Below are 19,071 nucleotides of genomic sequence, written 5' to 3' on the forward strand. Positions count from 1 at the left end.
TTAGAATGCAAAGCAGTCGTTTTTACTTACTGGGATTAGTTTTTTTGGAGGGAGCGGTTGTCATGGCTGCAGAGCTAATGGGGGCTAAATTGGTAGGTACTATCTATGGTAGTTCCCTTTATGTTTGGGCATCTGTTTTATGCATTACCTTGTTTGCCCTGACTTTGGGATATTTTTTAGGAGGTCTTCTATCTTATAAATTCCAATCAAAAGTTTTACTTACTGCTTTGACCTGCTTATTGAGTGGCGGACTGTTCTTAGCTGCTATGCCATGGTTAAGTTTGAAACTAATGATTGGACTGTTAGACGGTGGGATTATTCTAGGTGCTATAATATCGTTATTCGCATTTCTTATGCCAGTGCTATGTCTATTGGGAATGACCACACCTATGTTTATTCGATTAATCAATGATGAAACGAAAAAAGCTGGTAAAACTGCAGGTTCAATCTATGCTATTTCTACATTTGGAGGCATTTTATCGACCTATTTATTTGGTTTTTATATCATGCCTAAATATGGAATTACCTGGCCTTGCTTTTACCTAGGTTTGTTTCTTACCTTGGTCGCTTTGCTTGGTGTTATTCAGTTAAAAAAAATCCGATTTATCTTGTTATTATTGCCATTTGTTTATTTATACTTAAACTATTCTGCAAAAAATAATGTTGGTGGCGATACCGAATTGGTTTATGAATCAGAAGGTATCTTTGGTCAAATTAGGGTAATAGACGCCCCTTTTGAGACCTATCTAAGAGGCACCCATATGGGTAGAACTCTTCTGGTCAATAATGTAGGTCAATCAACTGCCTTTCGTGATAACTTAAAATTCGATATTTGGGATTGGTCTTATTTTTTTCCCACCGTAGCTAGTGTCATTCCCAAAGGCAGCGATGCGCTCATAATGGGATTAGGTGGTGGTACTATTTTACATCAGTTCGATAGATTAGGTATGAAGATAGAAGTGGTGGAGCTCGATGAAAGAATTAAAGAAACAGCGATTCAGTATTTTGGGGTATCTCCTCTAGCAGATATAAAAATAGATGATGCTCGCCATTTTATCAATACAAGCAAAAAAACTTATGATTTGATTACCTTTGACATGTTTCTGAATGAAACTCCTCCTGCCCAGGTATTAACTTTGGAAACGTTCTTAAAAGTAAAGAACATGTTGAGACCAGAAGGATTATGGATTATAAATTATTTTGGATATACCACTGGTACTAAAGGCAAATCTGCTCGATCGATACTCAAGACATTAAAAGCAGCAGGTATGCAGGTAGAAATATTACTAACCCCTAGCGAAGATGAATCGAGTCGAAATGTTATTTTTTTAGCTTCACATAAGAAGTTAGATTTTTCAAAAACGAATTATGAAGAACAGGGATTGCCTAAAATTTCGGATATTAGAAAGTATTTTTTGAATCTAGAAGATTTAGATATGAACGATGCCGAAATATTGACAGACGCTAGGCCGCGTTTTGACCATATGTATATCGAACCTTCGCTCGATTGGAGAAAAAGAACTATTGAATACCAAATAAAGTCTATTTTAGAATCTCAAATTAACTTGATAAAATAATTACCTATGACGAAGTTGAAATTTCTCTTTTTACTTGCCTTTATAGAAGGCGCTAGTGTAATGGCTTGTGAATTATTAGGTGCTAGAATGATTTATCCCTTTTTCGGTAGTTCTCTTTATGTATGGGCAGCCGTATTAGGGGTTACGCTATTCGGTTTGATGAGTGGTTATTATATCGGAGGTTATGTATCAGAAAAATATAAAACACCCGATTTGGTTTATTGGATTCTCATCTTAGCTGGAGTATTTCTTGCTATTATGCCTTATTCAAGTCAATGGATTATGACGAAAAATATTGACATGGATATCCGTTGGGGCTCTACTTTGTCTCTTTTGATTTTTATGTATCCACCGCTGTTATTCATGGGTATGACCTCACCTATTATCATAAACATGATTAATTCTAAGGTCGATGAAACTGGAAAAAGTGCTGGTTCTGTTTATGCCATTTCTACTCTGGGGGGTATTGTAGCTACCTTCCTAGTAGGTTTTTACATGATGCAGGAGTTTGGTCTCACATGGCCTTGTTTTATTTTCGGCTCCTTATTAGCTCTATTTCCATTGATAGCTTTGGTCAAGGGAAAGACTTTTAAAGCCTTGGCTTTAATATTACCCTTTTTTTTTGTGCTGAAGTCAAATTTATCTAAGGATATTCATGATAGTGTCAATGTGACTTTACTCTCTGAATCAGAGGGGATTTATGGACAAGTGAGGGTTTTTGATTTTCCATTTTATACGGAGCAAAAAGGAGATAAGATGGCGAGGGGTTTAGTTGTAAATAATACACTACAATCTATTCTCGACCGCGATAGTTTAGATTATAATCTTTGGGATTGGTCTGTATTGATGCCTAGTGCAGTGAGTATATACCCTAAGGGAAGTTCTATGCTATTGATGGGCTTAGGTGGAGGTATGTTGTTTCACCAATTTCAGCGATTAGGTTTTAATATAGAGGTGGTCGAACTCGATCAGAGAATAAAAGATGCCGCTATTCAGCATTTCTCAATACCAGCATCTACACCTATCATTGTAGATGATGCTAGGCATGTCATTAATACATCCCAGAAGAAATACGATGTGATAGTTCTGGATTTATTTTTTAATGAAACTCCACCTAGTCAAGTACCTACGATAGAGTCATTTCATAAACTCAAAACCATGCTGAATCAAAATGGGATGGTCATGATGAATTTTTATGGATTCACCAATGGAGAGAATGGTCGTGCGGCACGCTCCGTTATCAAGACTTTTGAAGCAGCAGGTTTTCAAACGACGATATTTCCTACTCCAGAACCTGAAGAAGGTAGAAATTTATTTATCTGTGCTAGCCTCCATAAACCAGATTGGTCTAAAATAAACTATTCTGAACCTACAAGATTTCAAATCACCCCAGAAAATATCCAGCAATTTATTCTCGACAAATCGCAGTTGGATATGCATGATGCAGAGATTCTCACCGATGAAAAACCCGTACTCGAAAAAATGTATGCCAATGCTGCTACGATATGGCGCCGCACACAAATCGAAATGTGGTTAAAGAATTTAATGCAGACAGATATTAATATGATGAAGTAATACCGTAAGCGTATCAGTAATAGTCCAATGTCGCATGGCTCATTGCACTTAACAAATACAGCTACGGCATTTACCATAGCAAGGTTTTAAAATGGGTTAGACCATTTTAAAACCGCTATTGGTATAATACCTATTTCGAAGCTATTCTTTCTTTCGCTTTTAATGCCTTAATATAAGTCCAGGTAATCCAACCCAGCAGGGCATTGAAAAAGTAGAACGTATATTTTAGAAGCTGGGCGATGTTTCCCATTTGAATATTCTGTATAAATTTGATAATATTGTAAATCTGCCAAGTAAACCAGTTTTCCTTATAGCGCTTTGCGGTATTAAATTGTCCACTAAAGGTTAACCCTGCAATGATAACACTTGTTATAAATAAAGGTAGATTCAAGAGAGGCTGTGATAAAAATTGAGTAAAACCGATGTAATTAAGGACGAGTGAGATGGAAAATCCATATAAAAAATAAATAAAGAACCCTTTATCGACTCCTTTTGGAATGATTTCTTGATGCTGACGCCATAAATGATAGGCATAAAAATTTCCGAAAAAAGAAACAGGATAGGTCAATATCGCAGCCTTATTTCCAAACATATAATCCACCATACAGGCACTGATGGTTGTGAACAAGCTGATGAAATTACCCGTATTATTTCGGCGTGTGACCAATCTGGTAGCCATCATGGACATGGTGACCCCCAATACAGATTGAATACCTAAAGGGTAATTTTCTATAACATATCCAAAGATATTTAAAGGCTTGATAGTTTCGTGAAACTTTAGATATAGTGAACCGCCTAAAACGATAACAACACCAATAAGATCTAGATAAATACTTTCTGTAAACGATTTGATTCGTTCGAGAATAGCGGTATTTTTATGTATCATTCATTTACAAATAGAAGGCAAAGTTAAGGATTCTTGAGAAATCGCTCTTTTGGATTCCATAGTTGGTGTATAGAAATGCCGTAAAGTAAGAATTCTATTATCAGAAATCAAATAAACATAGACGAATAGTATATTCTTACCCTTTTACAATTTTTGAGTAAAATACTTATAAAAACTGCCCAGAACGTTTAGATTATTTATATTTGCTAATCTCATACAATATCTCGAATTAAGACTATGTTTAGAATCATTTTATTAATTTATTTTTTTGGATTTACACGCCTAATGACTGCCCAAGAGCTCATGACTATAGGCAAAGAAAAGGTATCTGTAGAAGAGTTTCTCCGTATTTATCAAAAGAATAATCAATCGGCCTCTAGTTTTTCTGAAAAAGACATCAATGAATACCTGGACTTATTTACCCTCTTTAAAATGAAGCTTCAAGAGGCTAGGCGTTTAAGACTTGATACCTTGCCTGCTTTAAAAGAAGACTATCAAAAATACACTGAGCAGCTCGTACAAAATCATTTTGTAGATAAGAACTATATGGAAAACATATGGAAAGCCCAGTATGAGCATATGAAATACGACGTCAAAGTAGCTCATATCATGGTCAAATGTGCTCCTAATGCTTTACCTGCCGATACTTTGATTGCCTATAATAAATTGAACTACCTCAGACAACAGGCGAATAAAGATAATTTTTCTAAGCTAGCCACTGAAAATAGTGAAGATCCTTCAAGTGCTCCTAAAGGAGGACTTCTGGGTTATATTACTGCCTTTATGACCTTTCCAGAATTTGAAGTGCCGTGTTTTGCTACCCCAGTGGGAGGAATCAGCCCCATCTTTAGAACCCAATATGGATATCACATTCTTCATGTATTGGATAAAAGGACTGCAAGAGGAAGAATAAAGGTGGCACATATTTTTCTTAAGAAATCTGATAAAAATGAAGAGGCTGAAAAGAAGATACAAGAGGCCTATAAGCTAGTGAGTACAAAAAAAATAAGTTTTGAAGATGCTGTATCTAAGTATTCAGAAGATGCATCCACCAAAGAGACCAAAGGAGAACTGCAAGAATTCGGAGTTAGTGAGATGGTCATCGATTTTGAAGAGCAGTGTTTCGCTCTTAAAAATCCGGGAGATATTTCAAAACCTTTTATGACCGATTATGGGTGGCATATGGTGAAACTCATCGAGAAAAAACCATTGAAAGACTATGAAGGCTCCAAAGAAACTATTATTCAAAGAATGGCGAGAGACCCCCGTGTCAATTATTTGAAAGACGTGGCTTATCGTAGAATGATAGAGAAGTATAAGTTATCAGAAACGCCGCAAACCTTAGCAAATTTTTCAAATCCTTTGATAGATACTTTTTTCATGGTTAAAAATTGGGTGTTGAAGCCTTCCAAAACTATGGAGACTACTCCATTATTTACTTTTGGAGGTAAAATATTTACATTAAAGGAGTTTACAGATTTTGCTAATCAAAATTATAAGACTGCAAGTTCCAGAACCAAGAAGGAGGCACTAGACGTCATGTATAACGCATATAAAGAGAAAATGATCTGGGAAACTACTAAAACTAAATTGTCAGAAGAGGATAAACAGTTTGGTCATCTGGAAGCTGAATACATGAATGGCTTGCTCATATTTGAAATCATGGATAAAGAGGTATGGAAAAAAGCGGTTGCTGACACTATTGGGTCTAAGAAATTATATGAAGAGGTGAAAAATAACTATTGGTTTAAAGATAGGGTCTTTATTGAAGGAATCAAAATGACGAAACCGGACTTATTACAAAATTATACCAATAGACTCTCCACGACTTCTGCTAAAATACTTTTTGAATCTATTAAAAAATCAAAAGATTCTAATGATATTGTCTACTATGAAAAGACCATTGAAAAGGGAGAATATACCGAGGTAGATAATGCCATAGATTCAAAAACGATGGTTTTTCAGTATATCGAAGACGATAAATCTACTGTACTTGCAAAGATTGTAAAGAATATACCTCCTTCAGTTAAGCCATATGCAGACATTAAGGGTAGAATTCAAAATCTGTATCAAAATAAATTAGAAAAAGAATGGGGTAGTAATTTACGTGCAAAATATCCTGTTAAGTTAAATCAATCTGAGCTCAATAAGCTTATAAAAAAATAAATTAAGTATTCGAAGCTATGCATAAAATTTTCTTTTTGTTTCTTTTAATATCTGGTTCTGCTTTTTCACAATCAAAGTCGATTGATAAAATAGTAGCTTTGGTCAATGACCAAATGGTATTAGAGTCCGATATTAATTTTTACAAATTAAAGGTATCGGATAGCAGTAATCAAGTGAATTGTAATATTTTGTATAAAATAATCCTCGATAAGTTGCTATACAGCAAGGCTTTGAAGGATAGTATTATTATCAATGATGAAGAGATTGATGGTGAGCTAGAAAACAGACTTCAGTATTTCATCAATATGTTTGGCAATCAGGAGAAGTTTGAAAAATATTATAATAAAACGCTTTCTGAATTAAAAGTGGACTTCAGAGAAGATCTCAAACAGCAGATGTTAGCAGATAGGGCCAAGGGAAAATTGCTTTCAGGTATGAACCCTACACCTAGAGACGTTAAAGATTATTTTGAATCGCTTCATAAAGATAGTATTCCTTATTACAATTCTGAAGTACAGTTGGCTCAGATTGTTTTCCTACCTAAAATTACACGCGATGCCAAGCGTGCGATGAAGAAAAAGGCCGAGAAAATTAGAACGGAATTAATAAATAAAGAATCAGGTTTTGCTACTCAGGCGATTTTATATTCAGATGATCCAGGTTCTGCTTCTAATGGTGGTGAGCTAGGCTGGGTAGAACCAGGTATGATGGTCCCTGAGTTTGAACAAGCGTCTTTCTCCTTACCTGTAGGTGAAGTATCGGAATTAGTAGAAACGCAATATGGTATTCATATCATTGAAGTTTTAGAAAAGAAAAATGATAAGGTGAGAGTAAGACATATATTAATAGCAGCTAAACCTGACGCCGATGGTATAACCAAGGCAGGTAAGCTCGCAGATTCTATTCGAAATCAAATTCTAGCTAAAAAAATTAGTTTTCAAAAAGCGGTTGAGTTATACTCAGACGATAAATTTTTCAAGTCTAATGGTGGAGTGCTGGTCAATATGAAATCTAAAACGAGGTCACCCATATTTGAAATAGGTGCTGTAGATGCAGATATAGTCAATCAAATTAGCAATATGAATCCGGGAGATATAACTACTGCTCAGCCTTATAAAACCCTTGATAATAAAGTAGGCTATCGTATCGTAACACTATTGTCCGAAACTCCTCCTCGCAAAGCTAGCTTGGAGACCGATTATAATAAAATAAAAGAAGTAGTGCATGATAGAATGCGAGACAAAGCTATGGATAATTGGGTCAAATTCTATACGGGTTATGTTTTTGTCAAGCTAAGTCCAGAATACACAAATTGTGATAATTTGAATATCTTTAAAAACGAATTGAAATAACGAACATATGAGCGATGTAAAAGCAGTAGACTTGTTTGCCCTGCAGTTTTCAAAATTAAAAAATGAAATAGGCAAAGTAATAATAGGTCAAAATGAAGTGGTAGATCAGGCTCTCATCTCACTCTTCTGTGGGGGTAATTGTTTACTGATAGGCGTACCTGGCTTGGCGAAAACTAAGTTGATTCAAAGCATATCGCAAGCATTGGATTTATCATTTAAGCGTATTCAGTTTACTCCAGATTTGATGCCGTCGGATATAGTCGGTACTGAAATATTGGATTCCAATAAGCAGTTTATTTTTAATGAAGGACCAATATTTGCTAATTTAATTTTAGCAGATGAAATCAATCGTACGCCTCCCAAGACTCAATCTGCACTATTAGAAGCTATGCAAGAAAAAATAGTAACGGTTTCGGGAAAACCCTACAGACTTCCCAATCCGTTCTTTGTCATGGCTACTCAAAATCCTATAGAACAAGAAGGTACTTATCCACTCCCAGAGGCGCAGTTAGATCGATTTATGTATAGCATAATGCTAGATTATCCAAATTTTGAAGAAGAAATTGAAATTGTAAAATCTACCACTGTAGATACTCAAGCTACTATTGAACCAATTTTAACTGCGAATGAAATCTTGGAAATTCATCATTTGGTCAGAAAAATTCCTGTAACGGATAATGTATATCAATATGCGGTAGGGCTTGTAGCTCGAACTAGACCCAATAGTCCTCAAGCATCCGAACTCGCTAAAAAGTACATCGCCTGGGGTGCTGGTCCTAGAGCTTCTCAATATTTGATTTTAGCAGCGAAATGCATAGCTATCAGTAAAGGGAAGTATTCGCCTGATATCGAAGATGTTCAGCAGGCAGCCTTTCCTGTATTAAATCATAGAATTTTTAAAAATTATCAGGCAGAGGCGGATGAGTTTAACACAGAAATGATTATTCAAAATATATTATAAATATGCTCATTAAATTTCTAGCTAATTTTTCCATCCTTCTCGCAGTATCAAACATCCAAGCTCAGGTAGAGGTTGTTGATGATAAACCTGCAGTAGCCGTATCAGAAAAAGAGAATTTATTGGACTTGTTTTCTACATGGCTCAAAGGAGAATATAATTCATCTGCTCAAAACGCACAGGATACCAATTATTTCAATATATCGCTCATAATGTTTCCTATATGGGAAAAAGAGAGTGATGCTAAATATTTTTATGTGGAGCAAGCCATGGTGGGAAAAGAAGATAAGCCTTATCGACAAAGGGTATACAAGGTTTATCAAACTGGTCCTAATACGATAGTGAGTGCTATTTATACCATAAAGAAGCAAGAAGACTTCGTCAAACTTCAAGAAAACACTAAAAAACAGAAGGCTTTGACCAAAGAGGATATTGAATACAAAGAGGGATGCGATGTTTTTCTGGAGTTTGATGGTAATGTATTCAAAGGTGGTACTGATGGAAAAAAATGCGCTAGCAATTTACGAGGTGCAAAGTATACTACCACTGAAGTACAGGTTTTTGATGGTAAACTGATTAGCTGGGATAGGGGTTTTACTGATATAGGATTGCAAGCCTGGGGTGCTACCGCTGGAGGATACGTATTTGATAAGGTAAAATAATTATGATATATATTTCCGAATTAGCAAGCCAAAGAGTTCAAGAAATTCTTCTATCGGAAGGAAAAGGTGCGGACTATTTTGTGCGCGTTTCTGTCAAAGGTGGAGGTTGTAGTGGTTTGAGCTACGATATTCAGTTTGACAACCAATCTCAGCCCGATGATCAATTTTTTGAAGATAAAGGAATCAAACTCTGCACAGATCTTATGAGTTTTCTCTACGTCTGCAATTCTACACTCGAATTCTCTGAAGGACTCAATGGCAAAGGTTTTCATTTCTCAAATCCTAATGCCGCTAGAACTTGTGCATGCGGAGAGAGTTTTGCTGTATAATTTTTACAGCTTAAACTCACTCGTCGTATGAAAAGTAATATCTGGATAGTCCTTGATAGCGACGTCTAGTAACCAGCTACTTTCTGCCATGAATACTTTGTTTTCGTCTTTGTCATAAAAGACATTATTCGATTTGAATTTTATAAATTCTTCAATCTTTTTTTCATCACCTGTCATCCAGCAGGCTTTGAAATAATTGACGGGCGACATACGGCATTTAGCGCCGTACTCATGCTCGAGACGGTATTGTATGACTTCAAACTGGAGTTCGCCTACTGTACCTACTACCTGTCGGCTGCCATGATAGGAGCGGAAGAGCTGTGCTACGCCTTCATCGGTTAGTTGTTCCAGTCCTTTTTGAAGCTGCTTGGTCTTCATAGGATCTAGGTTGATGATTTCTTTGAATATCTCGGGAGAAAAATTAGGGATGCCTTTGAAGTAGAATTTTTCTCCTTCGGTCATAGTATCGCCTATTTTGAAATTTCCAGAATCATAGAGCCCCACTACATCACCGGGATAGGCTTCTTCAATAATGCTTTTCTGCGATGCCATAAACGTGGTAGGATTATTGAATCGCAATTCTTTATTCTGACGAACGTGATAGTAAAATTTATTTCGCTTAAACTCTCCACTGCATATACGCATAAAGGCGATTCTATCTCGGTGCTTAGGGTCAAGGTTGGCATGAATTTTAAATATAAATCCAGAAAACTTAGATTCTGTAGGAGCTACCTCTCGCTCGCTCGTAAGACGTGGACGAGGATTGGGTGCTAACTGTACAAAGGTGTCGAGCAGTTCCTGCACACCGAAATTATTAACCGCTGAACCAAAATATACGGGTGCTATCTGGCCATGTAGATAGGCTTTTCGATCCAAATCAGGATAGACACCATGAATCAGTTCGAGGTCTTCCCGAAGTTGGTTGGCTTCTTGAGCGCCTACATGCTTATCGAGTTCCGCTGATTGGAGATCCTCGATAGCGATATAGTCATCGGTCAATTTTTGCTGGCTAGGTGAGAAGAGGTTTATTTTTTTCTCAGGAATGTTATACACCCCTTTAAAGAAGGTTCCTTTTCCGATAGGCCAGCTCAAGGGTTGCACATTGATATTGAGTTTTTTTTCAAGTTCATCCAATAAGTCAAAAGGATCTTTTCCATCTCTATCCATTTTATTGACAAAAACAATTACAGGTGTATCACGCATTCGGCAGACTTCCATCAATTTCTCTGTTTGTTCTTCGACTCCTTTGACGCAGTCCACGACCAGAATGACGCTATCTACGGCAGTCAGGGTTCGGTAGGTATCTTCGGCAAAATCCTTGTGACCAGGCGTATCGAGAATATTAATCAATAAGTTTTTGTATTCAAATGACATGACCGAAGTAGCGACTGATATCCCTCTTTGCTTTTCTATTTCCATAAAGTCCGAAGTAGTGGACTTCTTAATTTTATTGGATTTGACAGCACCTGCGGTCTGGATAGCCCCTCCAAAGAGGAGTAGCTTCTCGGTCAAGGTGGTCTTACCTGCATCGGGGTGTGCTATGACAGCAAATGTTTTTCTTTTTTCTATTTCTTGTTCGAACATATTTTAGTAGTCAGTCGTTAGTAGTCAGTCGCAGTGTATTTAAGGTATTAGTTATTCATTATTAACTATTAATTATCAATACATTTCGTATTTACAAAACTCACAATCCAGATTGGCATTGACTAGGTGGTAGCGGGTCGATGACTTCAATCCTATTTTCTTAAGAGCAGCTTTATTTGAGGAAATTATCCATACATCAAAGCCTGTATATTGCCTTTTGAGCATATCGCCTATATCTTTATAGAATAATTCCACATCTTTGATCTCCAAACGCTCATCGTAGGGTGGATTCAAAATGAGTATGCCTTTGGTCTGCGGAGTGATTTCAAAAAAATTGTCTCTCGAAAATTGTAATCGAGATGTGCTACATTTTAAATCAAAGAGATTCATTTTCGCTATATCAAAGGCTTCATTTGACTTTTCATTGACATAGAAATCTATATCGGGATTCGTTATCTTTTCTTTCAATTCCTTTTGAAGTTTTTTGAACTCCATCATAGAGAATCCTTCCAAATTGAAAAAAGGCCATTTTTCTCTATGAATATTGACGGGATAGTTGGACGCTATCATAAGAGCCTCGGCCGTCAATGTCCCTGAACCAGCCATCATATCGTAGAAATCTCTTTCACCTTTCCATCCTGTCATCAATACCAAACCTGCTGCCAGGCACTCATTGATAGAGGCTTCGGTTTGGCGTTTCTTGTATCCTCGCTTGTAAAGTGGCTCGCCAGTAGTGTCTATCGATACTACACAATTATGTGTTTTAGAAATATATACCTGAATACGAATATCAGGCCAGCGGACGTCCACATTAGGACGTTTTTTAAACTTGGCAAAGAAATAATCCACGATAGCATCTTTAGCCTTGAGGCTGATAAAGTGTGAATTTTTAACAGCTTTGGTTACTACCACATTCTCTATAGCAAATGTTTGCTCTATGCCTATATATTGATCCCATGGAAAAGCTTTTAGCGTATTATACATTTGTACTTCGCTTTCAAACTCGAAATTGAACAATGGTTGATAAATTCGCAATCCTGTTCTTAAGCAGAGATTAGCATGCATCATGTCTTCAAAGCTAGCCTCGAAAAGCACACTTCGATTGAGTTTTTCTGTTTCAGTGATACCCAAAGAATGTAACTCGGATTCGAGAACTTCTTCTAAACCTTGAAATGTCTTGACTATATACTTCACGCTCTGTGGAAAATTGAGCGCAAATTTAGCTTTTCCAATTTAGAGTATTGGAGAAAAAGAGGCGGTATATCCCTGAAAAGCTTGGAAACTATCTGTTGTTGCCCAGTCCAGTAATCTTCTGAATAGATTTGGTAGTCATATTATCACCTAATTTGATTCGAAGGTAATAATAAGTAGCTGTTTCATCTGATTTGGGAACGAAGGTGTAGTTTTTATTTCCTTCTGTCAAAGTGCTGTTCTCTATGACTTTGATGATTCTTCCTTGAATATCTACCACATCTACATACACGGGTTGAGTTTTATCGTTGTAAAAACTAATCTGAGTAGACTCTATAAATGGATTCGGATAAACAGAAATAGGTGAAGAATTTTCCTTGTCAGTAATTTCTTTGACTTCTTTTTCTGTTAAGGCTGGGTTTTCCTTCGAAAGGCTAGTCACTCCTCCACTGCATTCAAAGCCATAAAGTTCCATAAATGAAGCGGTAGCACCTTTAATCTCAATTTTGCCATCTTGCTCTTCGATAGTCAATACTCCTTTCTTTAAACACCACAAGAAATTCTCATCTCTTGTTGCCTTCAAAACTTCATATTCTTCAAAATAAAATTGATTGCCCTCAACAAATCCTCTAACAGCTATTTCTGCATATTTGCCACCTTGAGATTGTATAAAAGCGGTTCCAGTTACCTGACTGCCTTCCTGTTTCAAATTATACTTGTATGTAAATTCTGCTATATAACCGGTCTTGGTATCATTGTATTGATAGCGGGTGCCGTTCCATTCACCAGATATATCAATAGCAAAAAGGTTGAAAGCAAAAAAACTTAATGCAACTGTGGTAAGTATAGATAACTTCATAATGTTAATTGTTTAATTTATCTCCACAAAGGTAAACTCATTTTTTGACAAATGCAAGATGATTATATGTTAAAAATTAACTTGGGAATCTAAATTATTTAAAAAATCATTTGCTGCAGAAGTTGATGTCAATCGAATCAACTGCCAATTTTTCGTATTCTTTTCAAACACTTTAGTATATCTTTTCTTCATATTGGGGTAGCTGGTCCACATCCAATATATAATTGATTCTTTGGATAAAAATGATTTTTTAAACGACTCTCGATTATTAGTTCCCCATAGTGGTTTTCCATCAAATAATCTAGCGATACTCCTTTTAAGAACGCGATAAAAAACTAAATGAAATGGATAATCTAGCCAGATGATGGTTTGTACATTTTTCCATTTTATTGGTTGGGTGCGATTATAGTTGCCATCAAGCAGCCATCGATCACCTTTGGTGGCTAGTCGAACATTTTCCATAAGTTCTTCATCACTCGCAAACCTCCAATCATCCTTCCAAAAAAGAGAGTCCATTTCGATATAAGGTAAATTCAACTTACTAGCTAAGGTCTTGCTAAATGTTGATTTGCCGCTACCTGAAGTGCCGATGACATTGATGCGCTGGAGTTTCTGAATTTCATACTTCATACTCTCCGATACGCTTTTAAATTCGAAGTATGACAATCTTCCATTCCCATACTTTCATAAAAGTTTTTCTGTTCTGGTTCACTATCCGTTAACTGAATAATTTGTCTTACATCTTGATTCTTATCAAAAATGTGTTTCATAAGTTGACGACCTACCCCTTGGCGTTTATAATCTTTAAGAACGAGTATATCTTGAATATAAATAATTGTTTCTTGATCACCGATAGTTCGAATTAAACCTACCAATTTTTCATCATCCCATGCAGATAAGACATCCAACGAATTAGCTATACCGCGCATGAGCTTGGGCATATACTTGGTATAGTTCGTCCATCCAGCATCTGAGTACAAAGCTAAAACATTTGCAGGGTGTAGGTCTTTGTTTGTGTTATATTGAAATGGCATTTATTACTTTTTGAGTTTTTTTATTTCTCTATCAAAATCGCTTTCGTAATTTCTATCCTGTATAACTCTATAGTTTTCATACTCACTCTCTGCTTTGAGTTTTGCTTTCAACATAGATACTTTACCCTTGTTGGTCAATATTGGATAGTTCGATAATTCTAAAAAGCTATCTAAGAATTTAACCCAGTTTTCCATTGTATAAGCTATACCTCGCTTTGCAATTAATTTTTCTATTTACTTTTCGACTACCTTCCATCTAAACTATTTCCATTTTGGAAATAGTTGCGTCCTGATTTAATTCTTTCGTTTCATAAATATGAGTTAAATGTTTATTGATGGCAGGTATTTCTACACCAAAAAGTGTGCTCATAGCCCTTTGACTTAACCAAAAACTACCCTCTGAGTATGTCACTTCTACTTTGACATTTCCATCAACTGAGGTATATAAGATGAGTTCTTTCATTTCCTATTATTTAGGTTTTTGTTTAGCTAATTATCAATCTCAAAACTTTCAACTTTCAACTTGTCACTTTAAACTTTCAACTATATTCTACTCTTCCACTCATTCAATTTCATCAACGCTTCCATCGGAGTAAGGGCATTGATGTCCATTTTTTCTAGCTCATCGCGCAGCACAATCAATCGCGGGTCAGTTTGATCAAATATACTCAACTGATAAGTAGATTTATCAGCAATTTGTTTCATTTTCTTCTTTATGCTTTCTTCGGCAAGTGATTTTTGTTCGAGTTCATGCATGATATTCTCTGCACGCTTGACTATATCATGTGGCATCCCTGCTAGCTTGGCTACATGTATCCCGAAGCTGTGTTCGCTTCCGCCTTCGACTAATTTTCGAAGGAAAATAATATGCCCATCGACTTCTTTCGTCTTGATGTGAAAATTTTTGATTCGCTCATGTTTTGTTGCTAATTCATTCAATTCATGGTAGTGAGTTGCAAAAAGTGTCTTGGGTTTTTCTTTTGAAAAGTAAAGGTATTCCGCTAGACTCCATGCAATAGATATGCCATCGTAAGTACTTGTCCCACGACCAATTTCATCTAACAGTATCAAACTTCTTTCTGAAAAATTATTGACAATGCTTGCTGTCTCATTCATCTCTACCATAAAGGTAGATTCACCCATACTCAGGTTATCATTGGCACCTACGCGTGTAAATAACTTATCGATGTATCCTATATGCGCAGATTTTGCTGGAACGAAAGAGCCCATTTGTGCCATCAAAACGATAAGGGCAGTTTGACGCAGTAGAGCCGATTTTCCACTCATGTTAGGCCCGGTGAGCATGATGAGTTGTTGTTCTGAATTGTTGAGGTAAATATCATTGGGAACATAGGCCTCTCCAACAGGAAGTTGCTTTTCAATAACTGGATGGCGCCCACCTTTGATATCTATAATCAATGAATCGTTAACCGACGGTTTGGTATAATCATTTTGTATAGCTATGATAGCAAATGAAAGCAAGCAGTCTATCTCCGCTATGGTGTGCGCATTGCGTTGAATGGGTTCTATGTATTCTAGCGCTTCTTGCATCAATTCTGTCCACAAGACTTCTTGAATTTGATTCAATTTTTCTTCAGCTCCTAGAATTTTAGATTCATATTCTTTCAGTTCAGGTGTGATATATCGCTCCGCATTAGTTAGAGTTTGTTTACGAATCCAGTTTTCGGGTACTTTATCTTTATGCGTATTGGTCACTTCGAGATAGTAGCCAAATACGTTGTTAAAACCAATTTTTAAACTTGAAATTTGAGTGGCTTGTTGCTCTCTGGTTTGAATGTCGATGAGATATTGTTTACCATCCGTGACGAGAGACAAATATTCATCGAGTTCGCTGTGAAAGCCACGTTTGAATGCGATGCCTTTGGTCAATAGTGCGGGTGGCTCATCCAAAAGTTTTCGCTCAATGATGTCCACTAAACTATGACATGGTTGAAGAAAGTCGATATATTTTTTATAATCTGTAGAATCTGTTGTTTGGATCAGCGCAATCAATTCTTTGATTTTTAAAAGCGAGCGCTTAATCTGTACCATATCTCTCGGCTGGGCTTTGAGCATAGATACTTTAGAAATCAAACGTTCGAGATCTCCTATCTGATAGATGATATTTTTTAAATCGTCTTTAAAGACATCTTTTTTCGTTAGGTATTCAACGAGTGAAAGTCTTCGTTCAATTTTTTCAATTGATACTAATGGGTGTAAAATCCATCGCTGTAGCATCCTCGAACCCATGCTGCTCTGCGTTTGATTGAGAATATCGAAAAGCGAAACAGCTTGTGCATGCTGACCTTGTACCAATTCTAAATTTCGTATAGAAAAATTATCTAACCATACCACCTCCGCGGGTTTTAGAATGGTTATTTTTTGAATATGGTCAAGTTTGTGTTGCTCATTGCTATGCAAATAATGTAGTATGGTGGAAGCTGCAATAGTTCCTTCATCATAGTCTTCAATACCAAATCCTTTAAGTGAATTTGTTTGAAACTTTTTTAATAAGGTCTCTTTCGAGAAGTCTTCACCATAGACCCAGTCTTCCATAGCATAGGTATAGAAATGTTGACTAATCCGTTTGAGATATAGAGATTTGTTCTGTTTTGGGATGAGAACCTCAGATGGTCGATAGGAATGCAATAGTTTATCAATATAGGATTCGTCTCCATTTGTGATATAAAACTCACCAGTGCTAATATCAATAAAGGCGATGCCTATTTTTTTCGCACCAAGAAAAATAGAAGCGAGGTAATTATTTTTTTTAGAATCTAAAATATTATCTTGACTAGCGATTCCAGGGGTAATAATCTCCGTTACCCCCCTTTTGACAATTGTTTTAGTCATTTTAGGGTCTTCCAATTGTTCGCATATAGCTACGCGATAGCCTGCTTTGACCAATTTAGGCAGATAATTGTCTAAGGCATGAAATGGGATTCCAGCAAGTGGTATTTCTCCCGCAGCACCATTTCCGCGTTTGGTGAGCGTAATACCGAGGCAGGAAGAGGCTTTGACGGCATCTTCTCCGAAGGTTTCGTAAAAGTCTCCTACACGAAAAAGTAAAATCGCATCAGGGTACTTTGCCTTGATTTGATTAAATTGCTTCATTAATGGAGTTTCCTGAGCCACAGTTTCTAATTAACATGCTAAGATAAGTTTCTTTTATTGACTGTGCCTATCTTGGTTTAAACAAAGCCTCTCATTTGTGGAAAAATCAAATTCCACGAATCCTTAACATTGGAATGAATATTTTTCATATAATATTGCTTTGAATTTAAAATGGAAAGTATATGATATATGGCCGTCAGCGATTTGAAATGCAGTTAGAAGAAATTGAAGTCTTGTTATCGGAATCCAAGGGACAAGAAAATAGAGTCTTTTGGTTATATCACAATAATTTTAGAACCTATTTTTTTATGTTGCAAGGTTTAGCGAGATTATATGCAAAAGCTCATAATAAAAAGTTATTTACCAAAATAAGGGATAAGGCCAAGGAGGTAGAAGATGCGTTTGGGTGGTTAGATTTTTATAATCATTATACGTATAGCTTTGTGCGAAGTAAATCCATTTCTGTAGAAGTTAAATCTTTTTTTAAGGAGAAATTGGAGCAAAGAACAGAAGCATGTCATAAAATTCTTAAGAAAGAAGGCTGGTATAATGGCGATAGGATAAAAAAAATCAGAAAACAACTGAAAGAGGCAGATTGGAAAGATGAAAATGTGGAAGCCGAATTATTCACTGAGATATATAAAATAGAGGCAAAAGAAATCCTACAATTTTTGCGCGACCACGAATTTCAATTTGTTGATATGGAGCATGATGTCCATGAATTGAGAAGAAAACTAAGATGGCTGAGTATATATCCTCAAGCCTTGCAAGGAGCAGTAAAGCTGGTAGCTAATGCGAAGGATAAATTGACTTTAGACAAATATCACACAGATGAAATAATTAACTCTCATTTTAATCAGTTCAAGCCATCGAGAAACCTAGCAACTCACCTCAAATTAGCCAAACCTCAATTCTTAGCCTTGAGTTGGATTATTGCTGAATTAGGAGACCTCAAAGATAAAGGACAACGTATCGAAGTTTTGACCTATGCCTTAATGAAAGTTGAAGGCCTAACGAAGGAGAAAGCCATAGAAAAAACCTACACACTTTTAGCTAAGAACTATCCTAAAGAGGAAGTTTTGCTTAAAAAAGCCTCCGAAATATCTCAAGAATTAGCTAGCTTAGCTGTGCTAGAAAATTTAGTCATTGATTGATTTTTAATAAAGAAATTTTAGTAGAATCGCTAGTTTATCCTATGCCCTTTGGTAAGTATAAAAATGTGAAGGTATGCGATTTGCCAGTTTTCTACCTCGAATGGTTTCTAAATAAAGATGGTTTCCCCAAGGGAAAGCTTGGAGATATGATGGCGCTGATTTATCAAATCAAACTGAATGGGCTGGAGGAAATGATTGAGCAATTGAAAAAAGAATCTAAAAGCTAAAATGCCGACCTTGAAAAGTCGGCATTCTGGGTGGGCGCTGAGGGATGCTGACGAAGCTTTGCTTGTCAGCATGCTGCACTCCCGATAATTATCGGGACGTCAGCATTCGAACTCAAGACCTATCACAATATTTCGCAATAAAAATTTGGAGTCGTTCTCTAGATAAATTCTTTAATTTTTTCTCTAAAACAACTGCTTCTGCTCTTGTTGGTTTAGTAATAAATCCAACAAGAATCCAAGGAATATATTTGGATGTATAGTTTTCTAAGCCATTATTGTGCCTTTCAATTCTTGCTTTGACATCATTGGTCTGACCAATATAATATTTGTCGTGCTTTTCTGAATAAAGAATATAAACGTAATACATAAATAAAAAATGCCGACCTTAAAAAGTCGGCATTCT

The 19,071-nt window shown here is 36.3% G+C and carries 19 protein-coding genes; 9 read left to right on the top strand and 10 right to left on the bottom strand.

The window, feature by feature from the left end:
- Positions 1 to 5: 5 nt before the first annotated feature.
- Together JNL75_07600 and JNL75_07605 are read left to right on the top strand one after the other, a co-directional pair.
- Positions 6 to 1,577 (top strand): fused MFS/spermidine synthase, encoded by a 1,572-nt coding sequence (locus JNL75_07600; GenBank protein ID MBL7789671.1) that lies wholly within the window; start codon positions 6 to 8, stop codon positions 1,575 to 1,577.
- A gap of 6 nt (positions 1,578 to 1,583) precedes the next feature.
- Positions 1,584 to 3,152 carry a fused MFS/spermidine synthase gene (locus tag JNL75_07605; protein MBL7789672.1) on the top strand — a complete coding sequence of 523 codons (1,569 nt, stop codon included), beginning with the start codon at positions 1,584 to 1,586 and terminating at the stop codon, positions 3,150 to 3,152.
- A gap of 130 nt (positions 3,153 to 3,282) precedes the next feature.
- Here the strand turns inward: JNL75_07605 and JNL75_07610 are convergent, their stop codons facing one another.
- Positions 3,283 to 4,038: a nicotinamide mononucleotide transporter gene (locus JNL75_07610; GenBank protein MBL7789673.1), complete on the bottom strand. Its 756-nt coding sequence runs from the start codon at positions 4,036 to 4,038 to the stop codon at positions 3,283 to 3,285.
- A gap of 237 nt (positions 4,039 to 4,275) precedes the next feature.
- On the opposite strand from JNL75_07610, the gene JNL75_07615 reads away from it, so the two are divergent.
- From JNL75_07615 to JNL75_07635, 5 genes are read left to right on the top strand one after another with little or no spacing between them, the layout of a single operon-like run.
- Complete coding sequence (locus JNL75_07615; GenBank protein ID MBL7789674.1) at positions 4,276 to 6,204, top strand: peptidylprolyl isomerase; 1,929 nt, start codon at positions 4,276 to 4,278, stop codon at positions 6,202 to 6,204.
- A gap of 35 nt (positions 6,205 to 6,239) precedes the next feature.
- Positions 6,240 to 7,556, top strand: a complete 1,317-nt coding sequence (locus tag JNL75_07620; protein MBL7789675.1) for a peptidylprolyl isomerase — start codon at positions 6,240 to 6,242, stop codon at positions 7,554 to 7,556.
- A gap of 7 nt (positions 7,557 to 7,563) precedes the next feature.
- The gene (locus JNL75_07625; GenBank protein MBL7789676.1) at positions 7,564 to 8,517 is read left to right on the top strand and encodes a MoxR family ATPase; all 954 of its coding nucleotides are present in this window, start codon (positions 7,564 to 7,566) and stop codon (positions 8,515 to 8,517) included.
- 2 nt (positions 8,518 to 8,519) lie between these two features.
- Positions 8,520 to 9,176: a chromophore lyase CpcT/CpeT gene (locus tag JNL75_07630; GenBank protein MBL7789677.1), complete on the top strand. Its 657-nt coding sequence runs from the start codon at positions 8,520 to 8,522 to the stop codon at positions 9,174 to 9,176.
- A gap of 2 nt (positions 9,177 to 9,178) precedes the next feature.
- Positions 9,179 to 9,505 (top strand): iron-sulfur cluster assembly accessory protein, encoded by a 327-nt coding sequence (locus JNL75_07635; protein ID MBL7789678.1) that lies wholly within the window; start codon positions 9,179 to 9,181, stop codon positions 9,503 to 9,505.
- Between the two features lie 3 nt (positions 9,506 to 9,508).
- Here the strand turns inward: JNL75_07635 and JNL75_07640 are convergent, their stop codons facing one another.
- From JNL75_07640 to mutS, 8 genes are all read right to left on the bottom strand, one after another.
- Positions 9,509 to 11,089, bottom strand: coding sequence for a peptide chain release factor 3 (locus tag JNL75_07640; protein MBL7789679.1), 1,581 nt, complete (start codon positions 11,087 to 11,089; stop codon positions 9,509 to 9,511).
- A gap of 75 nt (positions 11,090 to 11,164) precedes the next feature.
- A complete protein-coding gene (locus JNL75_07645; GenBank protein MBL7789680.1) occupies positions 11,165 to 12,283 on the bottom strand; it encodes a hypothetical protein in 1,119 nt (372 codons plus the stop codon).
- An 88-nt stretch (positions 12,284 to 12,371) separates the two neighbouring features.
- Positions 12,372 to 13,139 carry a T9SS type A sorting domain-containing protein gene (locus JNL75_07650; protein ID MBL7789681.1) on the bottom strand — a complete coding sequence of 256 codons (768 nt, stop codon included), beginning with the start codon at positions 13,137 to 13,139 and terminating at the stop codon, positions 12,372 to 12,374.
- A 69-nt stretch (positions 13,140 to 13,208) separates the two neighbouring features.
- Positions 13,209 to 13,769 carry an AAA family ATPase gene (locus tag JNL75_07655; protein MBL7789682.1) on the bottom strand — a complete coding sequence of 187 codons (561 nt, stop codon included), beginning with the start codon at positions 13,767 to 13,769 and terminating at the stop codon, positions 13,209 to 13,211.
- On the bottom strand, positions 13,766 to 14,173 hold the full coding sequence (locus JNL75_07660) for a GNAT family N-acetyltransferase (protein MBL7789683.1): 408 nt from the start codon (positions 14,171 to 14,173) through the stop codon (positions 13,766 to 13,768). Before JNL75_07660 ends, JNL75_07655 begins: the two co-directional genes overlap by 4 nt.
- A 3-nt stretch (positions 14,174 to 14,176) precedes the next feature.
- A complete protein-coding gene (locus JNL75_07665) occupies positions 14,177 to 14,368 on the bottom strand; it encodes a virulence RhuM family protein (GenBank protein ID MBL7789684.1) in 192 nt (63 codons plus the stop codon).
- Between the two features lie 61 nt (positions 14,369 to 14,429).
- Positions 14,430 to 14,636: a hypothetical protein gene (locus tag JNL75_07670; GenBank protein MBL7789685.1), complete on the bottom strand. Its 207-nt coding sequence runs from the start codon at positions 14,634 to 14,636 to the stop codon at positions 14,430 to 14,432.
- An 80-nt stretch (positions 14,637 to 14,716) separates the two neighbouring features.
- Positions 14,717 to 17,287, bottom strand: a complete 2,571-nt coding sequence (gene mutS, locus JNL75_07675; protein ID MBL7789686.1) for a DNA mismatch repair protein MutS — start codon at positions 17,285 to 17,287, stop codon at positions 14,717 to 14,719.
- A gap of 182 nt (positions 17,288 to 17,469) precedes the next feature.
- On the opposite strand from mutS, the gene JNL75_07680 reads away from it, so the two are divergent.
- Both JNL75_07680 and JNL75_07685 read left to right on the top strand, forming a co-directional pair.
- Complete coding sequence (locus JNL75_07680) at positions 17,470 to 18,441, top strand: hypothetical protein (GenBank protein MBL7789687.1); 972 nt, start codon at positions 17,470 to 17,472, stop codon at positions 18,439 to 18,441.
- A gap of 41 nt (positions 18,442 to 18,482) precedes the next feature.
- Positions 18,483 to 18,668 (top strand): DUF3820 family protein, encoded by a 186-nt coding sequence (locus JNL75_07685; protein MBL7789688.1) that lies wholly within the window; start codon positions 18,483 to 18,485, stop codon positions 18,666 to 18,668.
- Positions 18,669 to 18,780: 112 nt separating this feature from the next.
- Here JNL75_07685 and JNL75_07690 read toward each other — a convergent pair whose 3' ends face one another.
- The gene (locus JNL75_07690; GenBank protein MBL7789689.1) at positions 18,781 to 19,035 is read right to left on the bottom strand and encodes a GIY-YIG nuclease family protein; all 255 of its coding nucleotides are present in this window, start codon (positions 19,033 to 19,035) and stop codon (positions 18,781 to 18,783) included.
- Between the last annotated feature and the right edge of the window lie 36 nt (positions 19,036 to 19,071).

It is taken from the genome of Chitinophagales bacterium (assembly GCA_016787225.1).
In the GTDB taxonomy this organism is placed as follows: Bacteria; Bacteroidota; Bacteroidia; order Chitinophagales; family JADJOU01; genus CHPMRC01.